Genomic DNA, 19,378 nt, shown 5'->3' with positions numbered 1-19,378 from the left:
GTTCCAACAGCGCCCGCCGCTAATGCTTCTCCAGAGCAACCGGCACCACACTGCGGAGCCGGGCGCATCGTGGACACCGTACGAGCCGACCAGGGCCGAGCCGCTCGGCCTGCTGCATCGGAAGTGAGGCGGTGGTGAACACGTGCCCCTCGGCACAACGGACGACAGTGCGTTCCATCAAGTCCAAGAATCCCTTCCCCAGGAGCCGCGTCGGGCTGCTGCTTCCCTGACGACAAAAGCCACGTTACGGCATGAAAGATGCGATCCTGCAGGCGGCACCCGAGCCCGAGGCGGAACGTCTCCCACACCTCCACCGTACGCCCCAACTTTCGCGCCCTGCAGCGTCGTCACACCCCCGCAACACACTCTGCCCCACTGCCGGCCGACCGGCTTCGGCTCGCCGGACCTGGCCGCGGCGACGGACTTGCTCACCCGCTCTCCGGCCGCCACTGTGGCGCTCGCCCCGCGGCCTGGCGGTGATGCCGTCCAAGCCCGGGGGCGGAAGGGTGGCCGAGTAGTCTGGGGCGCAAGATATCACCTGGACGACAGGACGGAATTCAAACGATGACACTCCCTGACCACCTGTCTTCCGTTTACCGGGAGCCGAGCATCGAGAATTCATCGGTCACCCGCTGCCGCCTTGATGCCTATCTTGCATCTGCCCTCACCGGACTGGACTCCGACGAACGGAAGTACTTGTTCGAGATTTCTGACACGGTAGCCGATGTCTGTACGTACAACGACGTCCGACTCTATGAGCCCCGAAAGGTCACGGACCCGGTTCACCACACCACCGTGCCAGACGTGGAAGTATTCCGTACGGACCGCCAACGGGTCATTAACTCCGACCTGCTTATTTATCTCGCGCATCATCCGAGCACGGGGGCGGGACAGGAACTCGTTTTCGCCCAGGAAGCCATCGTGCCGATTGTGGTCGTGGCGCATATCGACACCCGGATCAGCCGCATGGTGACCGGGATTCCGGGGCCGCTCACCCTTGTGCGATATGACTCGATCAAACAGCTCATGGAGCAGCTCGGTCAGGCCATCATCGAACTGAGGCCGAAACTCCTTCAACGCAGAACGGCCCTTGAGGAACTCGAACAACACCGGGTGGGGACCCGCATCAAGGAGCTGCGCGAGCAGCGGAACATGACCCGCCGACAAGTGGCCGATGCCACCAGGATCCCGGATTCTTTCAGTGCAGATCAACTCAAGGAGTGGGAGCAGAGCAGCGACAGGCTGAATAATCTCACTCTGGCTTTTCTCCAGGAGATCGCCTTCGCTTTGAGGGTGAGTGTCAAGGATCTCCTGTAACTCCTTTCGTTCATGCAACTGTTTTCGAAAGGCTGGGAATATCCCCGTGCGCGATGCCCGCGAGAGCGGCTGCTAGCATGGCGCCGAGCCCTGCGCCAAGAGTGCCACCGGGCCGAGGGAAAGGGAACAGCCGTGGAATACGCCGCATATGCGGACCGTGCGCCGGATTCGCAATACCGTATGATCTTGGGCGCCATCCTTGAACGCGGTTCGGCAGTGCCCACTCGACAGGGTCCGGACGCCCTGACGCTCATGCAGCAGACGATGAGCTTCGAACTGGCGAACGGCTTCCCGGTCATTACCGAGAGAAGCATGAGCAGGTTCTGGCGCAAGCCCATCGGGGAACTCTGCGCATTTATCAACGGGGCGACCACCCTCGATGAGCTGGCCGAGTTCGGGTGCGACTGGTGGGGGCCGTGGGCGAGCGAGCAGAAGACGTCGCGCCGTGGGCTGCCGCCGGGTGATCTGGGGCCGGGCTCGTACGGCGGGGCGTTCAACAAATTCCCCACCGTCGAAGGCAATGGATTCGACCAGTTCAAGCACCTGGTCGAGCAGTTGACGGAACTCCCGAACGACCGGACTCATTTCGTCAGTCCGTGGATCCCGCAGTACCAGATCCGCGGTGAGGGGAAGATCCCGCAGACCACGATTTCCCCCTGTCATGGCTGGGTCCATGTGAGAGTCATCGCCGGACGCCTGCATCTGCACATGTTCCAGCGTTCCGGGGACGTTCCGGTCGGTGTCCCGTCCAACATGATCCAGTACGCGGCCCTCCTGCTGATGCTCGAGCATCTCACCGGGATCCCCGCCGCCTGTTACTACCACACCATTTCCGACGCGCACATCTACGAAGACCAGGTCGACAGCGTGAAGGCCATGTTGGAAAGGGAACCCCGGCGGCTGCCGACAGTGACCCTCAACGAAAGCGGACGTGGGGTGACCGACATCCATGACTTCCGCGATGAACACTTCGCCCTGTCGGACTACGACCCGCATCCGGCCATCCGGTCCATTCCGGTGGCGACATGATCAGGTCATTGATTGTCGCGGCCTCGGAGAACGACGTCATCGGCCAGAACGGGGATCTGCCGTGGCACATACCGGGAGACCTGCAGTACTTCAGGGAAGTCACGCAGGGACACGCGGTGGTGCTCGGACGCCTGACCCATGAGTCCATCGTCGCCCGCCTCGGGCGTCCACTTCCCCGCCGCACCAACGTGGTGGTGAGCACGTCTGCTCGCCCGGCTTCCGGTGACGTCCACTGGCAGCCCTCGGTCACCTCCGCGCTGGCCACGGCCGAAGCGCTGGAACGGGCGGTGGGCAACGACGAGGTCTTCGTGATCGGCGGGGCTTCCGTTTACCGCCAGGCGCTCGCGACCGTCGACAGGATCTACCTGACGCGTGTGCACGGGCATGTGGAAGGGGATTCCCGGATGCCGTCGGGGTGGCTGGAGGGCTTCGCGTCCACATCGTGCGTCGACGCCGCCGCGAGCGGCGCGACGCCGCCTTACTCGTTCCTGCGTTTCGAAAGGGTGTCGGCGTGAGCCTGTACTACTTCGGCAACTGCCGGACGGCAGAGCAGCGAGCGGAGATGGAGCGACTGGACGACGCGGGCATCTGTCTTTTCTGCCCTGAGGTCATTCGCCGGCACGAGAACCAGAAGATCCTCTGGGAGACGGCGCACTGGATGGTCACGCCGAACGAGTTCCCGTATGCCGGAACCCGGTTGCATCTGCTGCTCATCCCCAAGGAGCACGCCACCGACCTTCTCGAGCTCTCCCCGGAAGCCCGCGCGGACTTCTGGGAAGTCCTGGCATCCACGAAGGACACGTACGGCCTGGACCACTTCGGCCTGGGCGTCCGCAACGGCGACTGCCGGTATACGGGCGGGACCATAAGGCATCTGCACGCACACGTGCTCGTCGGCGAGGGCGAGGTCGCCGCTGATGAGGAGTTCACCCCGGTTCGGATGAGGTTCAGCTCGTCCCCGGGTCGGTAGCGGCCAGGTCGGTAGGGGTATCGCCGTAGGCCATATCGACCCAGATCAGCTCCACGTCTCCCGCGCGGAGGATCTCCTCTCCGTCCAGCATCGAGTACGGACCGGCGAAGAAACACTTCCGGAAGCCAGCCTCGACCACGAGCCGTGCGCAGGCAGGACAGGGGAACGTGCTGACGAACAGGTCGGCGCCCGCCACGCTCAACCCCTCACGCGCGGCCTGGGCCACCAGGGACGCCTCGGCGTGAATGGCGGTGGACAGGTCCGGCCGTACGCCTCTGCTGAAGTCGTTGCGCGGGTCTCCGTCGATGTACGGCGTGTATTCGGACGGGTGGTGGTGGTTGTGGGCGACCTTGAGCAATCGGCCGTCGCGCGCGGCCAGCGCGCCCACCTGGCGCCACCAGTCCGAACTGCGCCGCGATTCCCGCTGCGCCCGGGCGATGAACCGCCGGTCCAGATGCGTCCGCGAAATCGCGCCGTCGAATCGGGCGGGTTTCATCGCGCGGCTCCACTCCCGATCCCAGCGCAGGAACGTCGACTCGAATCGAGGCTCGGCCTGCTCCGGAAAGGCCGGAAGCTCGACAAGCAGGTGCATTATCTCCTCGTCGGGGAGTACGACGACGTCGGCGAAGACAGCACCGGCCAGATCCGTCGGCTCGACCACCCTCACCGGTGTCTTCGGAACGATCAGACGGGCATGTTCCGCCGCGCGCTCCGGGCTCAGGCTCCGGATCTCCTTCGCGAGCTTCGGGAAGACATTGGTGAACCCGCGGCCCAGGACCAAAATCTCGTCGGAGTCCGCGTGCCGGGTCAGGAAAGCCTCGTAGCCGGCGTGCACCACGGGCAGATAGAGAATCGTCTGCTTCACTAGCGTGCTCGATCCCTCTAGGCGGAGCTACCGGGAGGCTGCTCGTCGCCGTCACCGCGTTCGGTGAGGCCCAGCTGGATGCGGCGCAGGCGGGCCGAGGTGCTGACGGTCGCCATGCGCTCCAGTACCTCGACCCGGCCGCAGTACTTCGCCTGAAGCTCGGCGATGTCGTCAGCGCTGTAGGTGTCTGCCGTGGCAACCAGTACGTCGGGGCGGACGGCTTCGATGAGGCTCCAGCGGGGATGGTCGATCTGCTTCAGCGTGACGAGGCCGACACCACGCTGATGCGTGACCATCCGCAGTCGTTCCATTTCCGGTACGGCAGGGCGATTGGGTCCCTTACGTTGCCGAATCTTGTCATCGCTGTCGAGACCCACGATAAGGAAGTCGCCAAACTTACGAGCCGCCTCAAGATACATCGAGTGACCTTCGTGAATAATATCGAAAGAGCCGCTGGTCAACACCACCCGCATACCCAGGACACGCAGCGCCTCGACAATTTTCGTGATTCTCTCGTAACCCTCGACAAAACGCAAGTCGAAGTTGGACTCGTCCGCGAAGAGATCTTTTCCGAGCATATGCTCGTCGCGAATCAAGCCATGGGCCCATTGGACGTTTTCGGACCTGCTCGTCATTTTCCTCTTGGCCTCATCGGACTCTGTCGGAGGCGGGTTCGGTAATCGCGCCTTCTCGTGACACCTAAAGATCACCATACCCGCCCGTGGTCTGCGGTAACGCATCGATGGTAGCCGGGCGCCCTTGACGGAGGGCCTTCTCCGGTCACTTCGCACGCAGGGACGACCCGTCACCCCGGTCGGCCCCGGGCCGTACCGTCACGCGTGGCATCGCCGGCTCCCGCAAACTCCTTCCGCGGCAGGCGAGTTCACCGTAAGGTATGGCTCCACTGCAGAGCGCGAGGGAAGGCGCAGGTAATGGTTACTGAAAACGCTCGGCGCCCGCAACGTCCCGGTTGCCTCCTCTCCCAACAGGATCTCCTCACTGAACTTCGTGACTCCGAACGCATCTTCCGAACGGGATCATGGAAGCCGGAGCAGTTGCTCGGAGCGGGCTACTCTGTTCGACTGGGCGACGATTTGCTGGTGATCCCGGACAATCCCGGCGACTCCAAGTACACGGCAATCAAGGGCGACAACGTCATGCCCGAGTTCCGGCTGGCGCCGGGAGACACTGCGCTCATTTCCACGGTGGAGAAGTTCTCGTTCGATTTCGACGTCACCGCGACGATCGGTGACCGGTTCGGACTTGCCGCCAAGGGGTTGCTCGTCCTGCACGGCTCCGCTGTGCACCCCGGCTACGGCCGGGAGGAGACCGCTCCGGAGAGCGGCATCTGGATCCCCAAGGCGGACGAGCGTCTCTATTTCATCGTGGCGAACGTGGGCCCGAAGGACATCACCATGCGGGAAGGCGAGCCGATCGCCTATCTGCAGTTCTTCGAAATCGAACGGGCGCCGGAAAAATCCGTGGACAATGTGGGATTCGACCACCTGAGCACTCTTTTCGGTGCGGGCCGGCACACGGAGGACGGCGGGCTCTCCTACTTCCGTAATGTCAAGGACCTCCGCACGGAGATCGATAACGAGCGCAGCCGGATTGACGAAGAGTTGTCCGGCATGGGACGCACCATCCAGATCAACCACGCGGAGATGAACAGCCGCGTGACCGACGCCCAGACCGCCGTGGACCGGGTCACCAACACCAGCAACATGATCGTCGTGTTCGGGGTGTTCCTGATCGCGACCACCCTGCTGGGCATCGTGCTCGTGATGCTGGGCGACCTGGTCGACAAGCTCTCCGACATGGACACCTGGAAGATCGCCCTGCTCTCCGCACTGGCAACGCTGTACGCGGGAGCGACGGTCACGGGTGTGGTACTAGTGGCGAGGGCAGCAGGACGTGCGGCACTGGGCACGTCAACGGGCGGGAGCGGCACAACAGGCGGGTAGCGGCCGGGCCGTGACCGGTCAGGCCCTGCCGCTGGCGTGGTAAGGGGCCGCGACCCGAGCGCCGACCCGCCGTCGCGCGAGCGCCGAGGCGCATGGACACGGGCCCTGCGCCCTGGTGCTACGAGATGCGGTACAGTGGGCAAGCGCTCGGACCCCGGTCCCGAGCGGCGTATTACGCGGGTGTAGTTTAGTGGTAGAACATCAGCTTCCCAAGCTGAGAGTGCGAGTTCGATTCTCGTCACCCGCTCCATGAAACCCCAGGTCAGCGGTCTGGGGTTTGTTGTTGTCTAGACCAATTTGGGGGCGGCGTGCCCTCTGCGTGCCCTAAGTCGAGGCTAGAGGGCCTCCAGGACGCCTTCCGACGCAAGATCGAGCACCGAAAAGCAAAGCCCTCATCGCCGCGGGCCAGGGCGTCCGGACCCCCGGCCGGACCTGGGCGGGTCTCGCGCTCGCCGTGCTGGGCGCGGCAGCGGCGGGCGGTCTCGGCATCAGGTCCGGCGGTACGGCGCGGCTGGGGGACCTGCTCGCCCTCACCGGGGCCGTCGCCCCGGCCGGGTACACCGCGCTGAGCGAACGGTCGCGCGCGGATGTGAGCACGCCGCTGTATTCGACGTTCACTTCGCTGGTCTGCGGTCTGGAACTTCTCGCCGTCTGCCGGTTGGCCCACGTCCCGCTGACGGGCTTCGACAGATCCACCCACCTGTCGCTGCTCGGGCTGCTCGTCCTTCCCCGGATCCTGGGACTCGGCTCACTGAACTTCGCCCTCGGCGGGGCATCGGCGACAACAATGAGCGTCCTGCTCCTGCTGGAGATCCCCGTGGCGGCGCTCGCCGCGTGGTGGTTCATGGGGCAGGGCATCAAGCCCGCGTACGTGCCCGGGCTCCTGTTGATCATGGTGCCGCAGTGCGGGCGGAGGCCGGGTACGGCGGTGTTCCTGTACTGAGGTGGCTGCCCTGCCGGGCCATGGTTTGTTCCGCGACGCCGCTCGTGACCACGACCGTGACGCCACGCGGGGCGTTCGACACCTTGTTCTTGCGCATGCCGCGCATGCCGCGCACAGAGGAAGAGGAGCCGGACCTCGACGCTCCCGCCGAGTCATGGGCGGACCGCGGTCGGCGGCGGTAGGCCGCCCATCCGATAGCAGCCCGGGCGCGATCGTGTCCGGACCGTGCGACAGGGGCGGGGGATGGATCTCCGCACCCTCCAGTTCTCAGAAGGGGGCCTCACCCACTCTCTCGTGAGAACAAGTGGTGCGAACCGAACCGGGGTTCCGGGTTCGCGGATGGCGGTACCGGACGGCCAAAAGCCGGCCGTGGACTACGGGCCCTGGAAGCCAGGGCCCGCAACCCGGGTGAACCTGAAGCGGATCGAGACGCACTGGCCGGACCAGGGGGTGCGAACGGATCCGCGCCTTGACGACAAGTACAGGGTGAGACCGTCGTCCGGCGGTCGGAGACGGAGATTCCGTGAAACCGGATACCCGGCAACACGAGGAACGCAGCGACGGCGCCCCCGACCGTGACGGCGACAGCGACGGCCAGCTGACGCGGTCGGCGGCGGGGGACGCGGCGGCGTTCACCCCGCTGGTGGAGGCGTATTCGCCCGCCCTGCACGGCTACTTCGCCCGGCGCATGCCCGGCGCGGCGGACGATCTGCTGGCCGAGGCGTGGTTGCAGGCGTTCGCCGCGCGGCGCACGTTCGACCCCTCGCGCGGCTCGGCGCGGGGCTGGCTGTTCGGGGTGGCCCGCAACGTGCTGGCCCAGCATCTGCGGCGGGCGGGGCGGCAGCAGGCCGTGCCGGGAGTGGAGAGCACCGATCCCTGGCAGGCGGTGGACCAGCGGCTCGACGCGGCCGCGCTGGCCCCCGCGCTGCGCCGGGCGTTGGCCGAACTGCCCGTCGAGGAGCGGGAGGTGCTGCTGCTCGTCAGCTGGGAGCAGCTCACCCCCGCCGAGGCGGCCGCCGCGGTGGGCATCCCGGCGGGCACCGCCCGCTCGCGGCTGCACCGGGCACGGGGTCGGCTGCGCGACCGGCTCGCACCAACACGCCCGGCCGGACGGCACCTGAGCGTGACGGGAGACATGGCATGAGTACCTACGACGACGTGGAGTGGACCGGCATGAGCACGCAGGACGTGGAGGAGACCGGCATGAGTGAGCGCGCGGCGTTGCTGGACTTCCCCGGCGCCGATGAACTGGTGGCCGCAGGGCGGGTCGAGCCGCCGTCGGCACAGGCGCTGGCCAGGGCGCTGGCGGGGATCGAGGCGGCGGTGGCCGCGCAGGAGGCCGGGCACGCCGCCGGGCGCAAGAAGGGCGCTGTGGTGAGTGCACCGCTGCGGGGGATGTCCGCGCGCCGCCGGGTCCTCGTCGGCCTGTTCACCGCCGCCGCGATCGCGGCCGGCGCGGTGACGTACGCCAACACCGGTGAGACACCCACGGACACGGGCACTGGCACGAGGAGCGAGGCGCGCGCGGACACCGCGTCCGTCTTCCTCAACGACATTTCCACGGTGGCCGCCACCCGGTCGGTCTCCTCGGGGAAGTACTGGAAGACGCATCTGACGATCGGCGACTCATACCTCTCGCAGTCCATGGACTTCTACGTCGTCAACGACGGCAAGGCCTACAAGAAGGGGCGCCGGCCCGACTGGCAGTTCGGGCCGAAGGACCTCGACTGGAAGTCCCTGGACCAGCTGACCACGGACCCGGCAAAGCTGCTCCAGCTGCTCCAGACTCCCCCGAGGCCCAAGAGCATCTCCCCCTTCGACCAGGCGGTCACCCTGCTCGGCGAGTCCCCGGCGAGCCCGAAACTGCGGGCAGGGCTGTTCAAGGCGATGGCGGGGCTGAAGGGCGTCAAACTCGTCGGGACCGTCAAGGACAGCACCGGGCGCGGCGGAACCGCCCTGGAGTTCGCGGAGGCCAAGAGCGTCGGCCGGGTGATCGTCGACCCGAAGACGAGCTCCATTCTGGAGTACACCTTCACGTGGACGGCGGGAGCCAGCAAGGGCAAGGCCACCCATCAGACGTTCCTGGCGGTGGGCTTCACGGACAAGATCGGCTGACACCGGGCCGACGAAGAGTTCCTCGAACGACCGAGGGCGCCTGGGGGCGCTGCACGCCCCAGGCGCCCTCGGTCGGTTGTTCCTGCTCCTGACGATCAGTGGGCGGTCATGTGGGCGGTCATGTGGGCGGTCATGTGGGCGAGAGCCTGCTCGGCGCTGTCAGGGGCGAAGGCGCCGTCGATTCCCTCGGCGGCTCCCTCGGCCGCCTCGACGGAGCGGGGGATGAGGATCTTCTCGTAGGCGGTGACGGCTCCGTCGGCGGTGGCGTGTTCGGTGAGGGCCTGGGCGAGGTCGGCGCCGTCGCGCATGACGAGGTTGGCGCCCATACCGGAGAAGGGGGACATCAGGTGGGCGGCGTCGCCCAGCAGGGTGACGCCGGGGATGGGTTCCCAGGTGTGGGGGACGGGCAGGGCGAACAGGGGGCGGTTGGTGTAGCCGGTGTCGGTGTCGGTGATGAAGCCGCGCAGGGCGGGGCTCCAGTCGGCGAACCGGTGCAGAAGGGCGTCACGGACGGCGACGGGGTCGGTGAGGTCGACGCCGGCCTGCCGGTGCCAGTCCTGGGGGGGGGTGCGCATGCCGACGTAGACGCGGATGTGACCGCCGCTGTTGCGCTGGGCGACGAAGCCGAGGTTGTTGTCGAGGGCCATCATGGTGCCGTTCCCGGTCAGGGCGGCCAGTGACGGGTGGCGGGTGTCGGCGTCGTTCAGGCCGGTCTCGACGAAGGTGACGCCGGTGTGGATCGGGACCGCGTCCGTCAGCATGCGGCGCACGCGGGACCAGGCGCCGTCGGCACCGACGACGAGGTCGGTCCCGGCGCTGAGGCCGTGGGCGAAGTGCAGGCGGTGGCGGCCGTCGCCGAGCGGTTCGGCGCGCTCCAGTTTGTGGCCCCAGCGGACGGTGCCGGGGGCGAGGGAGCCGAGCAGGAGGTCGCGGTGCTGCCCGCGGTCGATCTCGGGGTTGCCCTGGTCGTTCTGGGGCGGCGCGGCGTCGAACAGGACGCGGCCGTCGCGGGCGACCAGGCGCATCTGCTCGCCCTCGGGCCGGGCCAGGGCGGTGAAGCCGGGCCAAAGGCCGCCGGCGCGCAGGGCGCGCTGTCCGGTGTCGGGATGCATGTCGAGGGTGCCGCCCTGGTCGCGGGCGGTCGCGGAGGCATCGGCGTCATAGACGGCGACATCGATGCCATGGGCGCTGGAGGATGCGGGCGCGGCCGCCGACGTTTCCACCACCACGCTGCTCAAGCACTTCCCCAGCAAGGAGGCGCTCGTCTTCGACGAGGAGGCCGACCAGAAAGCCGGCCTGGTCGCCGCCGTCAGCGACCGCGCCCCCGGCATGACCGTCCCCCAGGCCCTTTGTGCGTACATCAAGCGCGTCCACGTCCGCGCCGTCGACTCCGACGCCCGCTACGCCGACTTCCTCAACCTGGTGAAGACCACCCCGGCCCCTCAGCGACTACGCCCACCGCATGTGGATGCGCCACCAGGACGCCCTCGCCCGCGCCATCGCCCAAGATCTCGGCGTCACACCCGACGACCTGCGCAGCGCAGCCCTGGCCCGGTTCGCCCTGGAGACCTCCGCCCTCGCCCAGCGCGCCGACGACCCCGAACGAGCCGTCGCCGCCGCCTTCGACCTCCTCGAACACGGATGGAGCGCCCCGGCCCCGCGGTTCGTCGACGGCCGCGACTGACCTTGATCCCGGACGTCAGGCGGCGCGGCCCCGGAAGGGCGGCCCGTTCTCACAAAGGGGTACGCCCGCTGCACAAGCGCCTTCACTCCCATCAGGGGTGAGCGTCATGGCGCCGCACGAAGCTGTGCGGCCTCGTGGCGCAGCGCCCCCACAGTGGCCGTCACCTCGGGAGAGCGGTCGCGGACCGTGACGGCGACGACGGCTCGGCCGAGCCAGGCGGGGTCGTCGACCTGAACGACGCGGACTCCGGTGGGGACCGCGGCCGCGGCCACTTCGGGGAGTACGGCGATGCCGAGACCGGTGGCGACAAGGCCGAGGCGAGTGGGCCATTCGCGGGCGGCGTAGGCGATCCGCGGGTGGTCGAGGGTCGGCCAGGCGCCGAACTGCGGGTCGTCACGGAGGCCCTTGCCGACGATCCAGGGTTCGTCCCTCAGCTCGGTCACCGGGATGGTTCCGCGGCCGGCGAACCGGTGGTCGGCAGGGACGGCGAGCAGAAGGCCGCCGTCGAGGAGCAGGTCGCGGCGTAGTCCCTCGAAATCGTAGGCGGGCAGGTCCGGTCCCACGCCGATCACCGCGACGTCGATGCGGTGAGCGCGGAGTTGGCGAAGCTGCGTGGGCGAGGACGCCTCGCCGAAGTCGACGATCAGACCCGGGTGGTCGTTTCCCAGGCGGGCCAATGTCCTGGGGACGAGCACGGCGGCGGCCGAGGGGAACGCCGCGATGGCGACTCGTCCGGTGACGTGGTCCTGCAGTCCGGCGAGGTCTGTGCTGACGGCGTCGATCTCATTGAGGGCGGTGGCGGCTCGGCGGGCGAGCACCATGCCCGCGGGAGAGGGGGCCACCCCGCGGGCGCCCCGGACGAACAGCGGTGCGCCCGCGGCGGCTTCCATCGCCGCCACCTGACGGGACACCGCGGACTGCGTGTATCCGAGTGCGTCGGCCGCGGCGGTGAACGATCCGGTGTCGACCACTGCCTGGACGACGCGCAGACCGGTCAGGGTGAAGTCCGCCATGCCGCCATCCTGACACATTCCAAAATCGCATGTCTCCTATGTAAGACCGTCGCTGGTGGAATACCTGGGTCAGCAGCACGCTGGAGGAGCAACAGCAAGCAATTCACGCACCGCAATTCATGCAAGGGGAGCACCAGTCATGGCGAAGTCGTGGTTCATCACGGGCAGTTCGAGGGGGTTCGGCCGCGAGTGGGCAGAAGCGGCGCTCGAACGCGGCGATCACGTCGCGGCGACGGCTCGGGACGTCAGCCTGCTGACCCCTCTGGTCGAGCGGTACGGGGACGCGGTACTGCCGGTCCGGCTCGACGTCACCGACCGCACCGCGGTGCACGAGGCAGTGCAGCTCGCCCACTCGCATTTCGGTTCGCTGGATATCGCGGTCAACAACGCCGGCTACGGGCATTTCGGCATGGTCGAGGAGTTGAACGAGGACGACCTCCGGGCTCAGATGGAGACCAATTTCTTCGGCGCCATGTGGGTCACGCAGGCCGTACTGCCCGTCATGCGGTCGCAACGCTCGGGAAGGATCCTGCAAGTGACCAGCGAGGGAGGCGTACGTGCATTCCCCGGCATCGGTGCGTACCACGCCTCCAAATGGGCTCTTGAGGGGTTGTCGGAGTCCCTGGCGCAGGAAGTGGCAGCCTTCGGCATCCACATCACCAACGTCGAGCCCGGCCCCTATGCCACCGACTGGCTGGCCGTCGGGGCACGGCACAGTGAGCGGCACCCGGACTACACCGAAGTCCACGCGGCCACCGCGCAGGTTTTCGAGGTGGGCGACCCGCGCGCGACCCGCGACGCGATTCTTCGGATCGCCGATGCGGAACGGCCCCCACTGAGGATCTTCCTCGGCAAGTCCTTCACCGATGTCGCCACTCTCTACGAGGAGCGTCTGAGCACCTGGCGCCAGTGGCAGCCGGTCTCCCTGGCTGCGTTCGGCTGAGCGCCGGCGCCGGGTGTCAGTGGTGGGCGGTCATCTGGGCAACGGCGTGGCTGCTGGGCTTACTTGCCGGATCCGACGTGGTAGCCGACCGGGTCGACGTAGACGTCCGGAGCGTTGCCACTGGACGCGGCGATGGTGAAGGCGAGACCGTTGAGATTCACGATCTGAGAGACCTTCTCGTTCGGCGGGGTGACGTCGAGCCGGGTGTACTTCTTACCGGAGCCGCTGGTGTCCGGGATGTAACGGAGCAGGAAGCGTGTCTCCTCCCCGGGCCCGATGGTGACAGTGGGCGCCGAGGCGTCGGTGCGGGCGGCATCCGGCCCGGTGTCGCCCAGTCCATCGGGGCCCACGAGCTGGACGCCCGGGAAGCCGTGCATGCTGCACTTCTTGGAACCGGTGTTCTTCAGGTTGACGACTATCTCGTCCTTCGTCCCGCTGGCGGAGGCACTGAAGGCGAGACGGTCGGTCTTGCACATGGAGCCCGAGGTCGAGGACTGGGTCTTGGCGGAGAGTTCGCTGCCCTTGCTGGAGCCGGTGGAACCGGTGGAACCGGACGAGGAGGAACCTGAGGTCGAGCCCTGGCCGCCGGTGGAGGTGCCGCCAGTGGTGGAGCTGCCGCCGGTGGTGGAGCTGCCGCCGGTGGTGGAGCTGCTCGCGGCGGTGGACACGCTGGAAATGGCGGAAGCGCTCGATCCGTCGCCGCTGCCGCACGCGGTCAGCGAGAGGCCGGCAGCAGCGACGACGAGGGCGAAGGCGGGCATCTTCTTGACGCGCATCGGTACTCCTGGCAAGCGGTGTCGTATCGGCCGCTCGCTCCGGCTGAGCGGCCTCGGTTGCTTCATAGGAGGCCGCTGCCGAGCCATCCGTTGCCGTCGGAGTTGCACCAAGACACCGCTGTGACAAGCGAGGTGACGCGCCGTTACGGGAAAGCAGAGAAAAAGGACAGAGGGGCCCATCGCAACGGCTGCTGAGCCCTGAAGGCACACGCGGTGAAGTCGACCGCGTAACCACCCGGACCCTTCTCGCAGGTCTTTGCGTCCCGCCAGTGGGTGTGAGGGTACTGGCAGACCGGCCGAACCTCGGCATACGAAGGCCACAATCCACGCGGGCGGGCATGCCCGCGCCCATGACGCGACTGTGAGGGGAGGGGCGACGTCGCGTCCACCCCTCGGCGGGGCCGTCAGGACCAGTGCCACACCTGGTTGGTGCTGCCCGCGCATCCGAAGCCCTGGACCCGCTGACCGTCCTGCCCGGAGGTGGAGGCTTCCGCGTCCAGACAGAAGCCGTCCGGGACGCTGACCAGCGTTCCGCCGCCGCCCAGCTGCCACGTCTGGGCACTCAGCCCGTCGCAGCTCGTGGCCTGTATCTCCTGGCCGTTCCGGCCGGTCGTGCCGGCGTCCAGGCAGAGATGGCTGCCCCGATTGACGACGCGGTACTGAGAGCCCTGGCCGGCCACTCGGTACAAGGCCCACTTCTGGGCGTCCGTGCCGTTGCACTCCCACACCTGGACGTCCGAGCCGCGATTGTCGAGGCACCGGGCGACCGAGACGGCGTTGACGCTCTCGGTCACCGTGACCGAGCCGGCCTGGACGGTTCCGCGGGGCAGGGCGTACAGGAGCTTCCTGGTCTGCGCGCCGACCTTGCCGTCGACGGTGAGGCCGGCCTCGGTCTGGAAGGCCCTGACCGCGGCGACGGTCGCGGCGTCGAAGTCCCCGCTGACCGGGACGTAGAGGCCATGGCCGTCGAGGAGGATTTGCAGGGCCTTGGCGCAGGCGCCGGTGGCTCCCGACACGAGCTCGGCGGGGCACGCGGTGGTGCGAAGGTCCGGTGTCCCGGAACCCTGCGTTGCGGAGTCCTTCGTTACCGCCGCACTCGGCGACTGTTCTGCCGCCTGGTCCGCCTGGTCCGCCTGCGACGGGGACGACGTCGGCGCCTTATGTGAACTGCTGGTCGTGGAGGCCGAGTTGCCCGTCCCGGTCGCCGACGTGTCCGGCCCGGGGGCGGCCGTCGCGGCGGAGTGGCTCTGCGGCAACAGTGCCACGGTGACGGCCGCGGCGACCGCGACAGCCACCGTGGCGGCTGCGCCCACGATCAGCTTCCTGCGCCTCCCGGGAGCAGGGGTGGCAGGGGAATCGGAGGCGGCGAAGCCGGCGGGAGGGTCCGCGGCTGGCGCGGGGGCGACGGTGGGTCGTCCATCGAGCAGGGGTGCTTTCGGCGCGGACCGTACCGACCGCTCGGTCGGCGCGGGGAACTGGTGCCCGATGGCGGTCCTGAACACCGTCTCCGGTGAAGGGCGCGATTCGGGTTCCTTGTCCAGGCAGGTGCGGATGAACGCGGCCAGTTCGGTGTCGACGGCCGCCGCCTTCTCGAGGACTTCCTCCTTCGGCGGTTCGAAGGCGACCCGGTGCAGGACGTCGACACCGGTGCCCTCGCCGAACGGCGCCTGCCCCGTGACGGCGTAGGCGAGGGCGGAGGCCAGCGCGAAGATGTCGGAGGCAGCGGTCACCTCCTTGCCCCTGACCTGTTCCGGGGACATGAAGGCGGGGGTTCCCACGTTCTGGCCGGTGACGGTGATCGAGGTGCCGTCGGTGGCCTGGACGACTCCGAAGTCGATGACGCGGGCGCCGTCGGACGCCAGGATCACATTGGACGGCTTGAGGTCACGGTGGACGATCCCCACGCGCCAGATGGCCTCGACCGCGCGTCCCAGGTCGGCCAGCAGGCGCCAGGCGGCCGTTGCGTCGATCGGCCCGCGCGCGTCGACGAGTTCGGCGAGTGTCGGTCCGGGGACGTACTCGGTGGCGACCCACACCAGGTCCTCGTCGCAACCGCTGCCCAGCAGCCGCACGATGTGCGCCCCCTGGACGCGGTCAAGCGCGCCGACCTCCCGCTCGAAACGCTTCCGGAACTGGGGGTCCTCCGCGTATTCGGGCCGGATCACCTTGACCGCCGCCAGGCCCGACCCGCCGGTCGTGTCCTGGCCCAGATAGACCCGGCCCATCCCCCCGCTGCCGAGCACCGACATCAGGGCATAGGGGCCGACCCGAGTGGGGTCGGTCTTCTTGAGCGGGACCGGAGGCGGGGGCTCCATGCCGGCCGCCTCGTAGGCGAGCGCGCTGGACCGGCTGTGGTGAGGGACAGACATGGGAATCCCGGTGTCTCTCGTGACATGTGCGACGTGCGCGACTGGTGTCGGTCAGCGTGGAGACTATCGCAACATTCTTTCGATAAAGGCGAGTTGGCGTTCGAGTCCACGTGCCGCGTCGCCCAGCAGCGCCTGGGCGATGAACACCTGCTGGATCTGGCCGGCGCCCTCGTAGATCTGGATCTGGCCGGCGCACTCGTAGATACGGAACAGCCGTGCGTCGCGCTAGAAGCACTCGACGGCCACCCCGCGCATACAGCCCGCTCAGCCGTGGATCCGCTCTTGGTGTCCGCGCCCGAATCGAAGCCCCGGGCCGCCTCCAGGACCGTGGCGCGACGGGCGTAGTAGTACACCTCGTCCTCTGACAGACAGCCGGGCTGCGCGGGAACGGGCAGGCCCGGCCGGCCCAGTGGCCGGTAGGCCCCCGGCATGAGGGCTCGCCCGCCGGCAGCTCACTTGTACTTCGGTGCCTCACGGGCAAACCGATGTGGCGCTGCTGCATTTGCCGTTCGCTTCGCCCGCCGGACTCGACACCGAAATCCCGTGTACCGGGGGCCAGGTGGCTCGATTCTGGCCATCTCTCATGCACTTGCCGACCGCCCGTGATATGCGCGGCTCCGTTTCCGGGGCGGCAGGCCCTACGCTGATCCCCGTGAGGCAGGCTGGCGCTGGGAAGGATGTTCGGCGATGACGCCCCTGAGCACCGGGGACCCGGAGTCCATAGGCGGATACACCCTTCTCGGCCGGCTCGGGGCGGGCGGCATGGGAGTCGTCTATCTGGGCGTCTCCGCCTCGGGACGGCAGGTCGCGGTCAAGCTCGTGCACGGGCCGTATGCCCAGGAGGACGAGTTCCGGACGCGCTTCCGGCAGGAGATCGCGGCAGCGCGCAGAGTGAGCGGAGCCTTCACCGCGCCTGTCGTGGACGCCGACCCGGACGCCGAACGGCCGTGGATGGCGACGCTCTACGTGCCGGGGCTCACCCTTTCCGAAGTCGTCGAGAAGGACGGCCCGTTGCGCCTGCGGGATGTGCGCGCGCTGGGGCTGGGGCTCACCGAGGCGCTGCGCGACATCCACCGGGTGGGTCTGGTGCACCGGGATCTCAAACCGGGCAACGTCCTGATGACCGAGGACGGGCCGCGCGTCATCGACTTCGGCATATCGCGCGCTTCGGGCAACCAGAACCTCACCACGACCGGGCGGATGATCGGCACTCCGCCCTTCATGTCGCCGGAACAACTGGCCTCTCCCCGAGACGTCACCCCGGCCTCTGACGTGTTCGCGCTGGGGTCACTGCTGGTGTTCGCGGCCGTCGGCACAGGACCGTTCGACGCGGACAGCCCGTACATAACCGGCTATCAGGTGGTGCACGGGACCCCGGACCTCGGCGGGGTGCACGAAACGCTCCTGGGCATTGTCGGGCGCTGCCTGGACAAGGACCCAGCCGCACGGCCGGAACTGACGGACATACACCGCATGCTCCAGACGCTGGCGGAATCCGACGCCACCACGTCTGCGAAGACCGGGCAGTCCGCGAACCCCCGGCGCCACCCCACTTCTCGGAGCACGGCCACCACCTCCGCGGCCGCCGCGACCGACACCAGCACCAGCACCAGCACCAGCACCAGCAAGCGACGCCGAGCCCGCACGCTGCTCACCGGCCTCGGCGCGGCGCTGGCCGTCACCGGGCTGGGGATCGGGGTGGCTGTCTTCGTGTCCGGCCCGGACACCGCCACCGCCCGTGCCGCGTCACTGCCCGACGGCTGGCGGCCGTGGCAGACGAAGCTGCGGTCCGACGTGAAGGGTGTCCGGCTCAACTACGACAGCCCCGGATGCGTGACGGAGGGAAGCGCCCTGTTCTGTGGCGGTACGGGCTTCACAGCCGCCAGGATCGACGCGGCCTCCGGCCGCACCCTGTGGCGGGCCGGCACCCGCCCGCAGGGGGCGGAGCCGATCGGCGTTCGCGACGGGCTGGTCTACATGTACGAGGATCCGGACGACAGGACCAGGCGCGTGGTGGCTCTCGACGCCGCTACCGGGCACCGGCGGTGGCAACGCGACATCAACAAGTCCCAGGACACGGTCCTGTACGACGGCGGACTGCTGGCCCTGTCCCCCGACTACTCGTCGTTCGTGGCCTACGGGCCGTCCGGAAAGGAACTGTGGCGGGCGCCCTCGCTGAACGAGGTCTGCACTCCGTCGGCGCCGGGAGGCGCCCCCTACGCCCTGTGTTCAGCCGGCACCGAGCCCGGCCAGGCCCCGGTCGAGCTGATGAAGCTCGCCCCCGGCAGCCTGACCAAAACCGCCACGCTGCCCAAGAAGGCGGAAGCGCTCGGCGCAGTCGGCGGGCAACCCCTGTTCCTCGCCCCCCAGACCGCGAAGGACGTGTACGAAGCCGGATACGAACGGCCGTACAACGCGTTGCTGCGGGTGGTGCCGGACACCGGGCAGGTCAGACGGATACCGCTGGCACATCCACTGACCGGCGCGGCCACCCTCGTGGACGGCGTCGTCTACTTCGTCCGTTCCGACGGGACGGTCACCGCGGTGTCGGCCCACAGCGGCAAACAGCTCTGGCAGAAGACGACGGACATGGAGAGTCTGTCCGCACCCACGGTGTCAGAGACCTACAAACGGGTCTACTTCTCCAACCGCTTCGGCCGTCTGCTGGCACTGGACAGCCGCACCGGAGCAGAGGCCTGGCGCACCTCCGCCCTGGACGCCCCCGGGGACAAAGCGCAGGCCTACCCGCCGCGCGTGCTGCTCGTCAAGGACGCGATCGTGGCGCTGGCCGGCGACACGGCCTTCTCCCGGAGCCCGAACAGGCCCACCTGACCGGCCGAGGCAATCGCCGCGCACCGTGTGGATCAGCCCACAGACCGCCTACGCCCTCATAGGGGTGTGCATCTGCAAGCCGATATGTCGGGGCCATCCCGCACCCGCAGCTGTCCCACCGCAGCGGGGCGGTCCGGCCCTCGCGCAGTGCCCCCAAGTGGGGGCGTGCCCAAAGCGTGCCTGCAAGACGGGACAACCACGGTAAACAGCGGTGCGAAGCCAACCCTTCAAACTGCACCCCTGGCGACATACTTGCAGGTCAGAAGCCGTGCCGCCACCCAAGCGCCGTCGCTTCCCAAGCTGAGAGCGCGAGTTCGATTCTCGTCACCCGCTCTTTTGAAGCCCCAGGTCAGCGACCTGGGGCTTGTCCTGTTGGCGGGGGTTTTCCGCCGGATAGCCGTCTGTACATGCATGAAGACCGGGCACGTGGAGGAACCAGTTCTCGGTGGCCGTGTCAGGCTCACCGTTTCGGAGCCCGAAAGGCGCCGCCGGCCCGGGGTTTCGCTGTATCAGCCCCGTCGGCCACGTCCGTGAGTCCTCCGCTTGACTGTCCCTCGC

At 68.1% G+C, this 19,378-nt stretch carries 17 protein-coding genes and 1 tRNA gene; 12 read left to right on the top strand and 6 right to left on the bottom strand.

Annotation, left to right across the window (positions count from 1 at the left end):
• Nucleotides 1-564: 564 nt before the first annotated feature.
• From BFN33_RS36380 to BFN33_RS36365, 4 genes are all read left to right on the top strand, one after another.
• Nucleotides 565-1,317 (top strand): helix-turn-helix domain-containing protein, encoded by a 753-nt coding sequence (locus BFN33_RS36380; RefSeq protein WP_069764459.1) that lies wholly within the window; start codon nt 565-567, stop codon nt 1,315-1,317.
• 132 nt (nt 1,318-1,449) lie between these two features.
• A complete protein-coding gene (gene thyA, locus BFN33_RS36375; RefSeq protein WP_069764458.1) occupies nt 1,450-2,346 on the top strand; it encodes a thymidylate synthase in 897 nt (298 codons plus the stop codon).
• Complete coding sequence (locus tag BFN33_RS36370; RefSeq protein WP_069764457.1) at nt 2,343-2,861, top strand: dihydrofolate reductase; 519 nt, start codon at nt 2,343-2,345, stop codon at nt 2,859-2,861. The genes thyA and BFN33_RS36370 overlap by 4 nt, the downstream gene beginning before the upstream one ends.
• On the top strand, nt 2,858-3,316 hold the full coding sequence (locus BFN33_RS36365; RefSeq protein WP_069764456.1) for an HIT family protein: 459 nt from the start codon (nt 2,858-2,860) through the stop codon (nt 3,314-3,316). The genes BFN33_RS36370 and BFN33_RS36365 overlap by 4 nt, the downstream gene beginning before the upstream one ends.
• Here BFN33_RS36365 and BFN33_RS36360 read toward each other — a convergent pair.
• A complete protein-coding gene (locus tag BFN33_RS36360; RefSeq protein ID WP_069764455.1) occupies nt 3,294-4,181 on the bottom strand; it encodes a deaminase in 888 nt (295 codons plus the stop codon). The two genes, BFN33_RS36365 and BFN33_RS36360, sit on opposite strands and share 23 nt — an antisense overlap.
• Nucleotides 4,182-4,198: 17 nt before the next feature.
• Nucleotides 4,199-4,816, bottom strand: a complete 618-nt coding sequence (locus tag BFN33_RS50475) for an adenylyltransferase/cytidyltransferase family protein (protein WP_176742542.1) — start codon at nt 4,814-4,816, stop codon at nt 4,199-4,201.
• A 297-nt stretch (nt 4,817-5,113) separates the two neighbouring features.
• On the opposite strand from BFN33_RS50475, the gene BFN33_RS36350 reads away from it, so the two are divergent.
• The 5 genes from BFN33_RS36350 (at nt 5,114) to BFN33_RS36330 (ending at nt 9,203) form a co-directional block, all read left to right on the top strand.
• Nucleotides 5,114-6,145, top strand: a complete 1,032-nt coding sequence (locus BFN33_RS36350) for a hypothetical protein (protein ID WP_069764454.1) — start codon at nt 5,114-5,116, stop codon at nt 6,143-6,145.
• Between the two features lie 176 nt (nt 6,146-6,321).
• A tRNA-Gly gene (locus tag BFN33_RS36345) sits at nt 6,322-6,395 on the top strand.
• Nucleotides 6,396-6,599: 204 nt separating this feature from the next.
• Nucleotides 6,600-7,088: an EamA family transporter gene (locus BFN33_RS36340; protein WP_069764453.1), complete on the top strand. Its 489-nt coding sequence runs from the start codon at nt 6,600-6,602 to the stop codon at nt 7,086-7,088.
• Nucleotides 7,089-7,611: 523 nt separating this feature from the next.
• Nucleotides 7,612-8,232: an RNA polymerase sigma factor gene (locus tag BFN33_RS36335; protein WP_256122953.1), complete on the top strand. Its 621-nt coding sequence runs from the start codon at nt 7,612-7,614 to the stop codon at nt 8,230-8,232.
• Nucleotides 8,229-9,203 (top strand): hypothetical protein, encoded by a 975-nt coding sequence (locus BFN33_RS36330; protein WP_069764452.1) that lies wholly within the window; start codon nt 8,229-8,231, stop codon nt 9,201-9,203. The genes BFN33_RS36335 and BFN33_RS36330 overlap by 4 nt, the downstream gene beginning before the upstream one ends.
• 95 nt (nt 9,204-9,298) lie before the next feature.
• Here the strand turns inward: BFN33_RS36330 and BFN33_RS36325 are convergent, their stop codons facing one another.
• Nucleotides 9,299-10,432: an NAD(P)/FAD-dependent oxidoreductase gene (locus BFN33_RS36325; RefSeq protein WP_256122966.1), complete on the bottom strand. Its 1,134-nt coding sequence runs from the start codon at nt 10,430-10,432 to the stop codon at nt 9,299-9,301.
• Nucleotides 10,433-10,665: 233 nt separating this feature from the next.
• Here BFN33_RS36325 and BFN33_RS36320 point away from each other — a divergent pair, with 233 nt between their 5' ends.
• Nucleotides 10,666-10,887, top strand: a complete 222-nt coding sequence (locus tag BFN33_RS36320) for a hypothetical protein (RefSeq protein WP_069764451.1) — start codon at nt 10,666-10,668, stop codon at nt 10,885-10,887.
• 104 nt (nt 10,888-10,991) lie between these two features.
• Here the strand turns inward: BFN33_RS36320 and BFN33_RS36315 are convergent, their stop codons facing one another.
• Nucleotides 10,992-11,900 (bottom strand): LysR family transcriptional regulator, encoded by a 909-nt coding sequence (locus tag BFN33_RS36315; RefSeq protein ID WP_069764450.1) that lies wholly within the window; start codon nt 11,898-11,900, stop codon nt 10,992-10,994.
• A 139-nt stretch (nt 11,901-12,039) separates the two neighbouring features.
• On the opposite strand from BFN33_RS36315, the gene BFN33_RS36310 reads away from it, so the two are divergent.
• A complete protein-coding gene (locus tag BFN33_RS36310; protein ID WP_069764449.1) occupies nt 12,040-12,843 on the top strand; it encodes an SDR family NAD(P)-dependent oxidoreductase in 804 nt (267 codons plus the stop codon).
• Between the two features lie 59 nt (nt 12,844-12,902).
• Here BFN33_RS36310 and BFN33_RS36305 read toward each other — a convergent pair whose 3' ends face one another.
• Together BFN33_RS36305 and BFN33_RS36300 are read right to left on the bottom strand one after the other, a co-directional pair.
• Complete coding sequence (locus BFN33_RS36305; RefSeq protein WP_069764448.1) at nt 12,903-13,619, bottom strand: DUF4232 domain-containing protein; 717 nt, start codon at nt 13,617-13,619, stop codon at nt 12,903-12,905.
• A gap of 404 nt (nt 13,620-14,023) precedes the next feature.
• Nucleotides 14,024-15,988 (bottom strand): protein kinase, encoded by a 1,965-nt coding sequence (locus BFN33_RS36300; protein ID WP_256122952.1) that lies wholly within the window; start codon nt 15,986-15,988, stop codon nt 14,024-14,026.
• A gap of 687 nt (nt 15,989-16,675) precedes the next feature.
• Here BFN33_RS36300 and BFN33_RS36295 point away from each other — a divergent pair.
• Entirely contained in the window at nt 16,676-18,820 is a 2,145-nt protein-coding gene (locus BFN33_RS36295) for a PQQ-binding-like beta-propeller repeat protein (RefSeq protein WP_069764447.1), read from the top strand.
• The last annotated feature ends 558 nt before the right edge of the window (nt 18,821-19,378 follow it).

Origin of the sequence: Streptomyces sp. LUP47B, assembly GCF_001746295.1 — a bacterium.
Classification (GTDB): domain Bacteria; phylum Actinomycetota; class Actinomycetes; order Streptomycetales; family Streptomycetaceae; genus Streptomyces.
Note: the sequence above shows the minus strand (reverse complement) of the source record. Positions and strands in the feature narration are given on the sequence as shown.

What these genes read in the sequence shown, in the direction of transcription:
- BFN33_RS36380 (WP_069764459.1), top strand. Translation starts at nt 565, where the DNA reads ATGACACTCCCTGACCACCTGTCTTCCGTTTACCGGGAGCCGAGCATC.
- BFN33_RS36370 (WP_069764457.1), top strand. Translation starts at nt 2,343, where the DNA reads ATGATCAGGTCATTGATTGTCGCGGCCTCGGAGAACGACGTCATCGGC.
- BFN33_RS50475 (WP_176742542.1), bottom strand. Translation starts at nt 4,816, where the DNA reads ATGACGAGCAGGTCCGAAAACGTCCAATGGGCCCATGGCTTGATTCGC.
- BFN33_RS36350 (WP_069764454.1), top strand. Translation starts at nt 5,114, where the DNA reads ATGGTTACTGAAAACGCTCGGCGCCCGCAACGTCCCGGTTGCCTCCTC.
- BFN33_RS36330 (WP_069764452.1), top strand. Translation starts at nt 8,229, where the DNA reads ATGAGTACCTACGACGACGTGGAGTGGACCGGCATGAGCACGCAGGAC.
- BFN33_RS36320 (WP_069764451.1), top strand. Translation starts at nt 10,666, where the DNA reads ATGTGGATGCGCCACCAGGACGCCCTCGCCCGCGCCATCGCCCAAGAT.
- BFN33_RS36315 (WP_069764450.1), bottom strand. Translation starts at nt 11,900, where the DNA reads ATGGCGGACTTCACCCTGACCGGTCTGCGCGTCGTCCAGGCAGTGGTC.
- BFN33_RS36310 (WP_069764449.1), top strand. Translation starts at nt 12,040, where the DNA reads ATGGCGAAGTCGTGGTTCATCACGGGCAGTTCGAGGGGGTTCGGCCGC.
- BFN33_RS36305 (WP_069764448.1), bottom strand. Translation starts at nt 13,619, where the DNA reads ATGCGCGTCAAGAAGATGCCCGCCTTCGCCCTCGTCGTCGCTGCTGCC.
- BFN33_RS36300 (WP_256122952.1), bottom strand. Translation starts at nt 15,988, where the DNA reads ATGTCTGTCCCTCACCACAGCCGGTCCAGCGCGCTCGCCTACGAGGCG.
- BFN33_RS36295 (WP_069764447.1), top strand. Translation starts at nt 16,676, where the DNA reads ATGACGCCCCTGAGCACCGGGGACCCGGAGTCCATAGGCGGATACACC.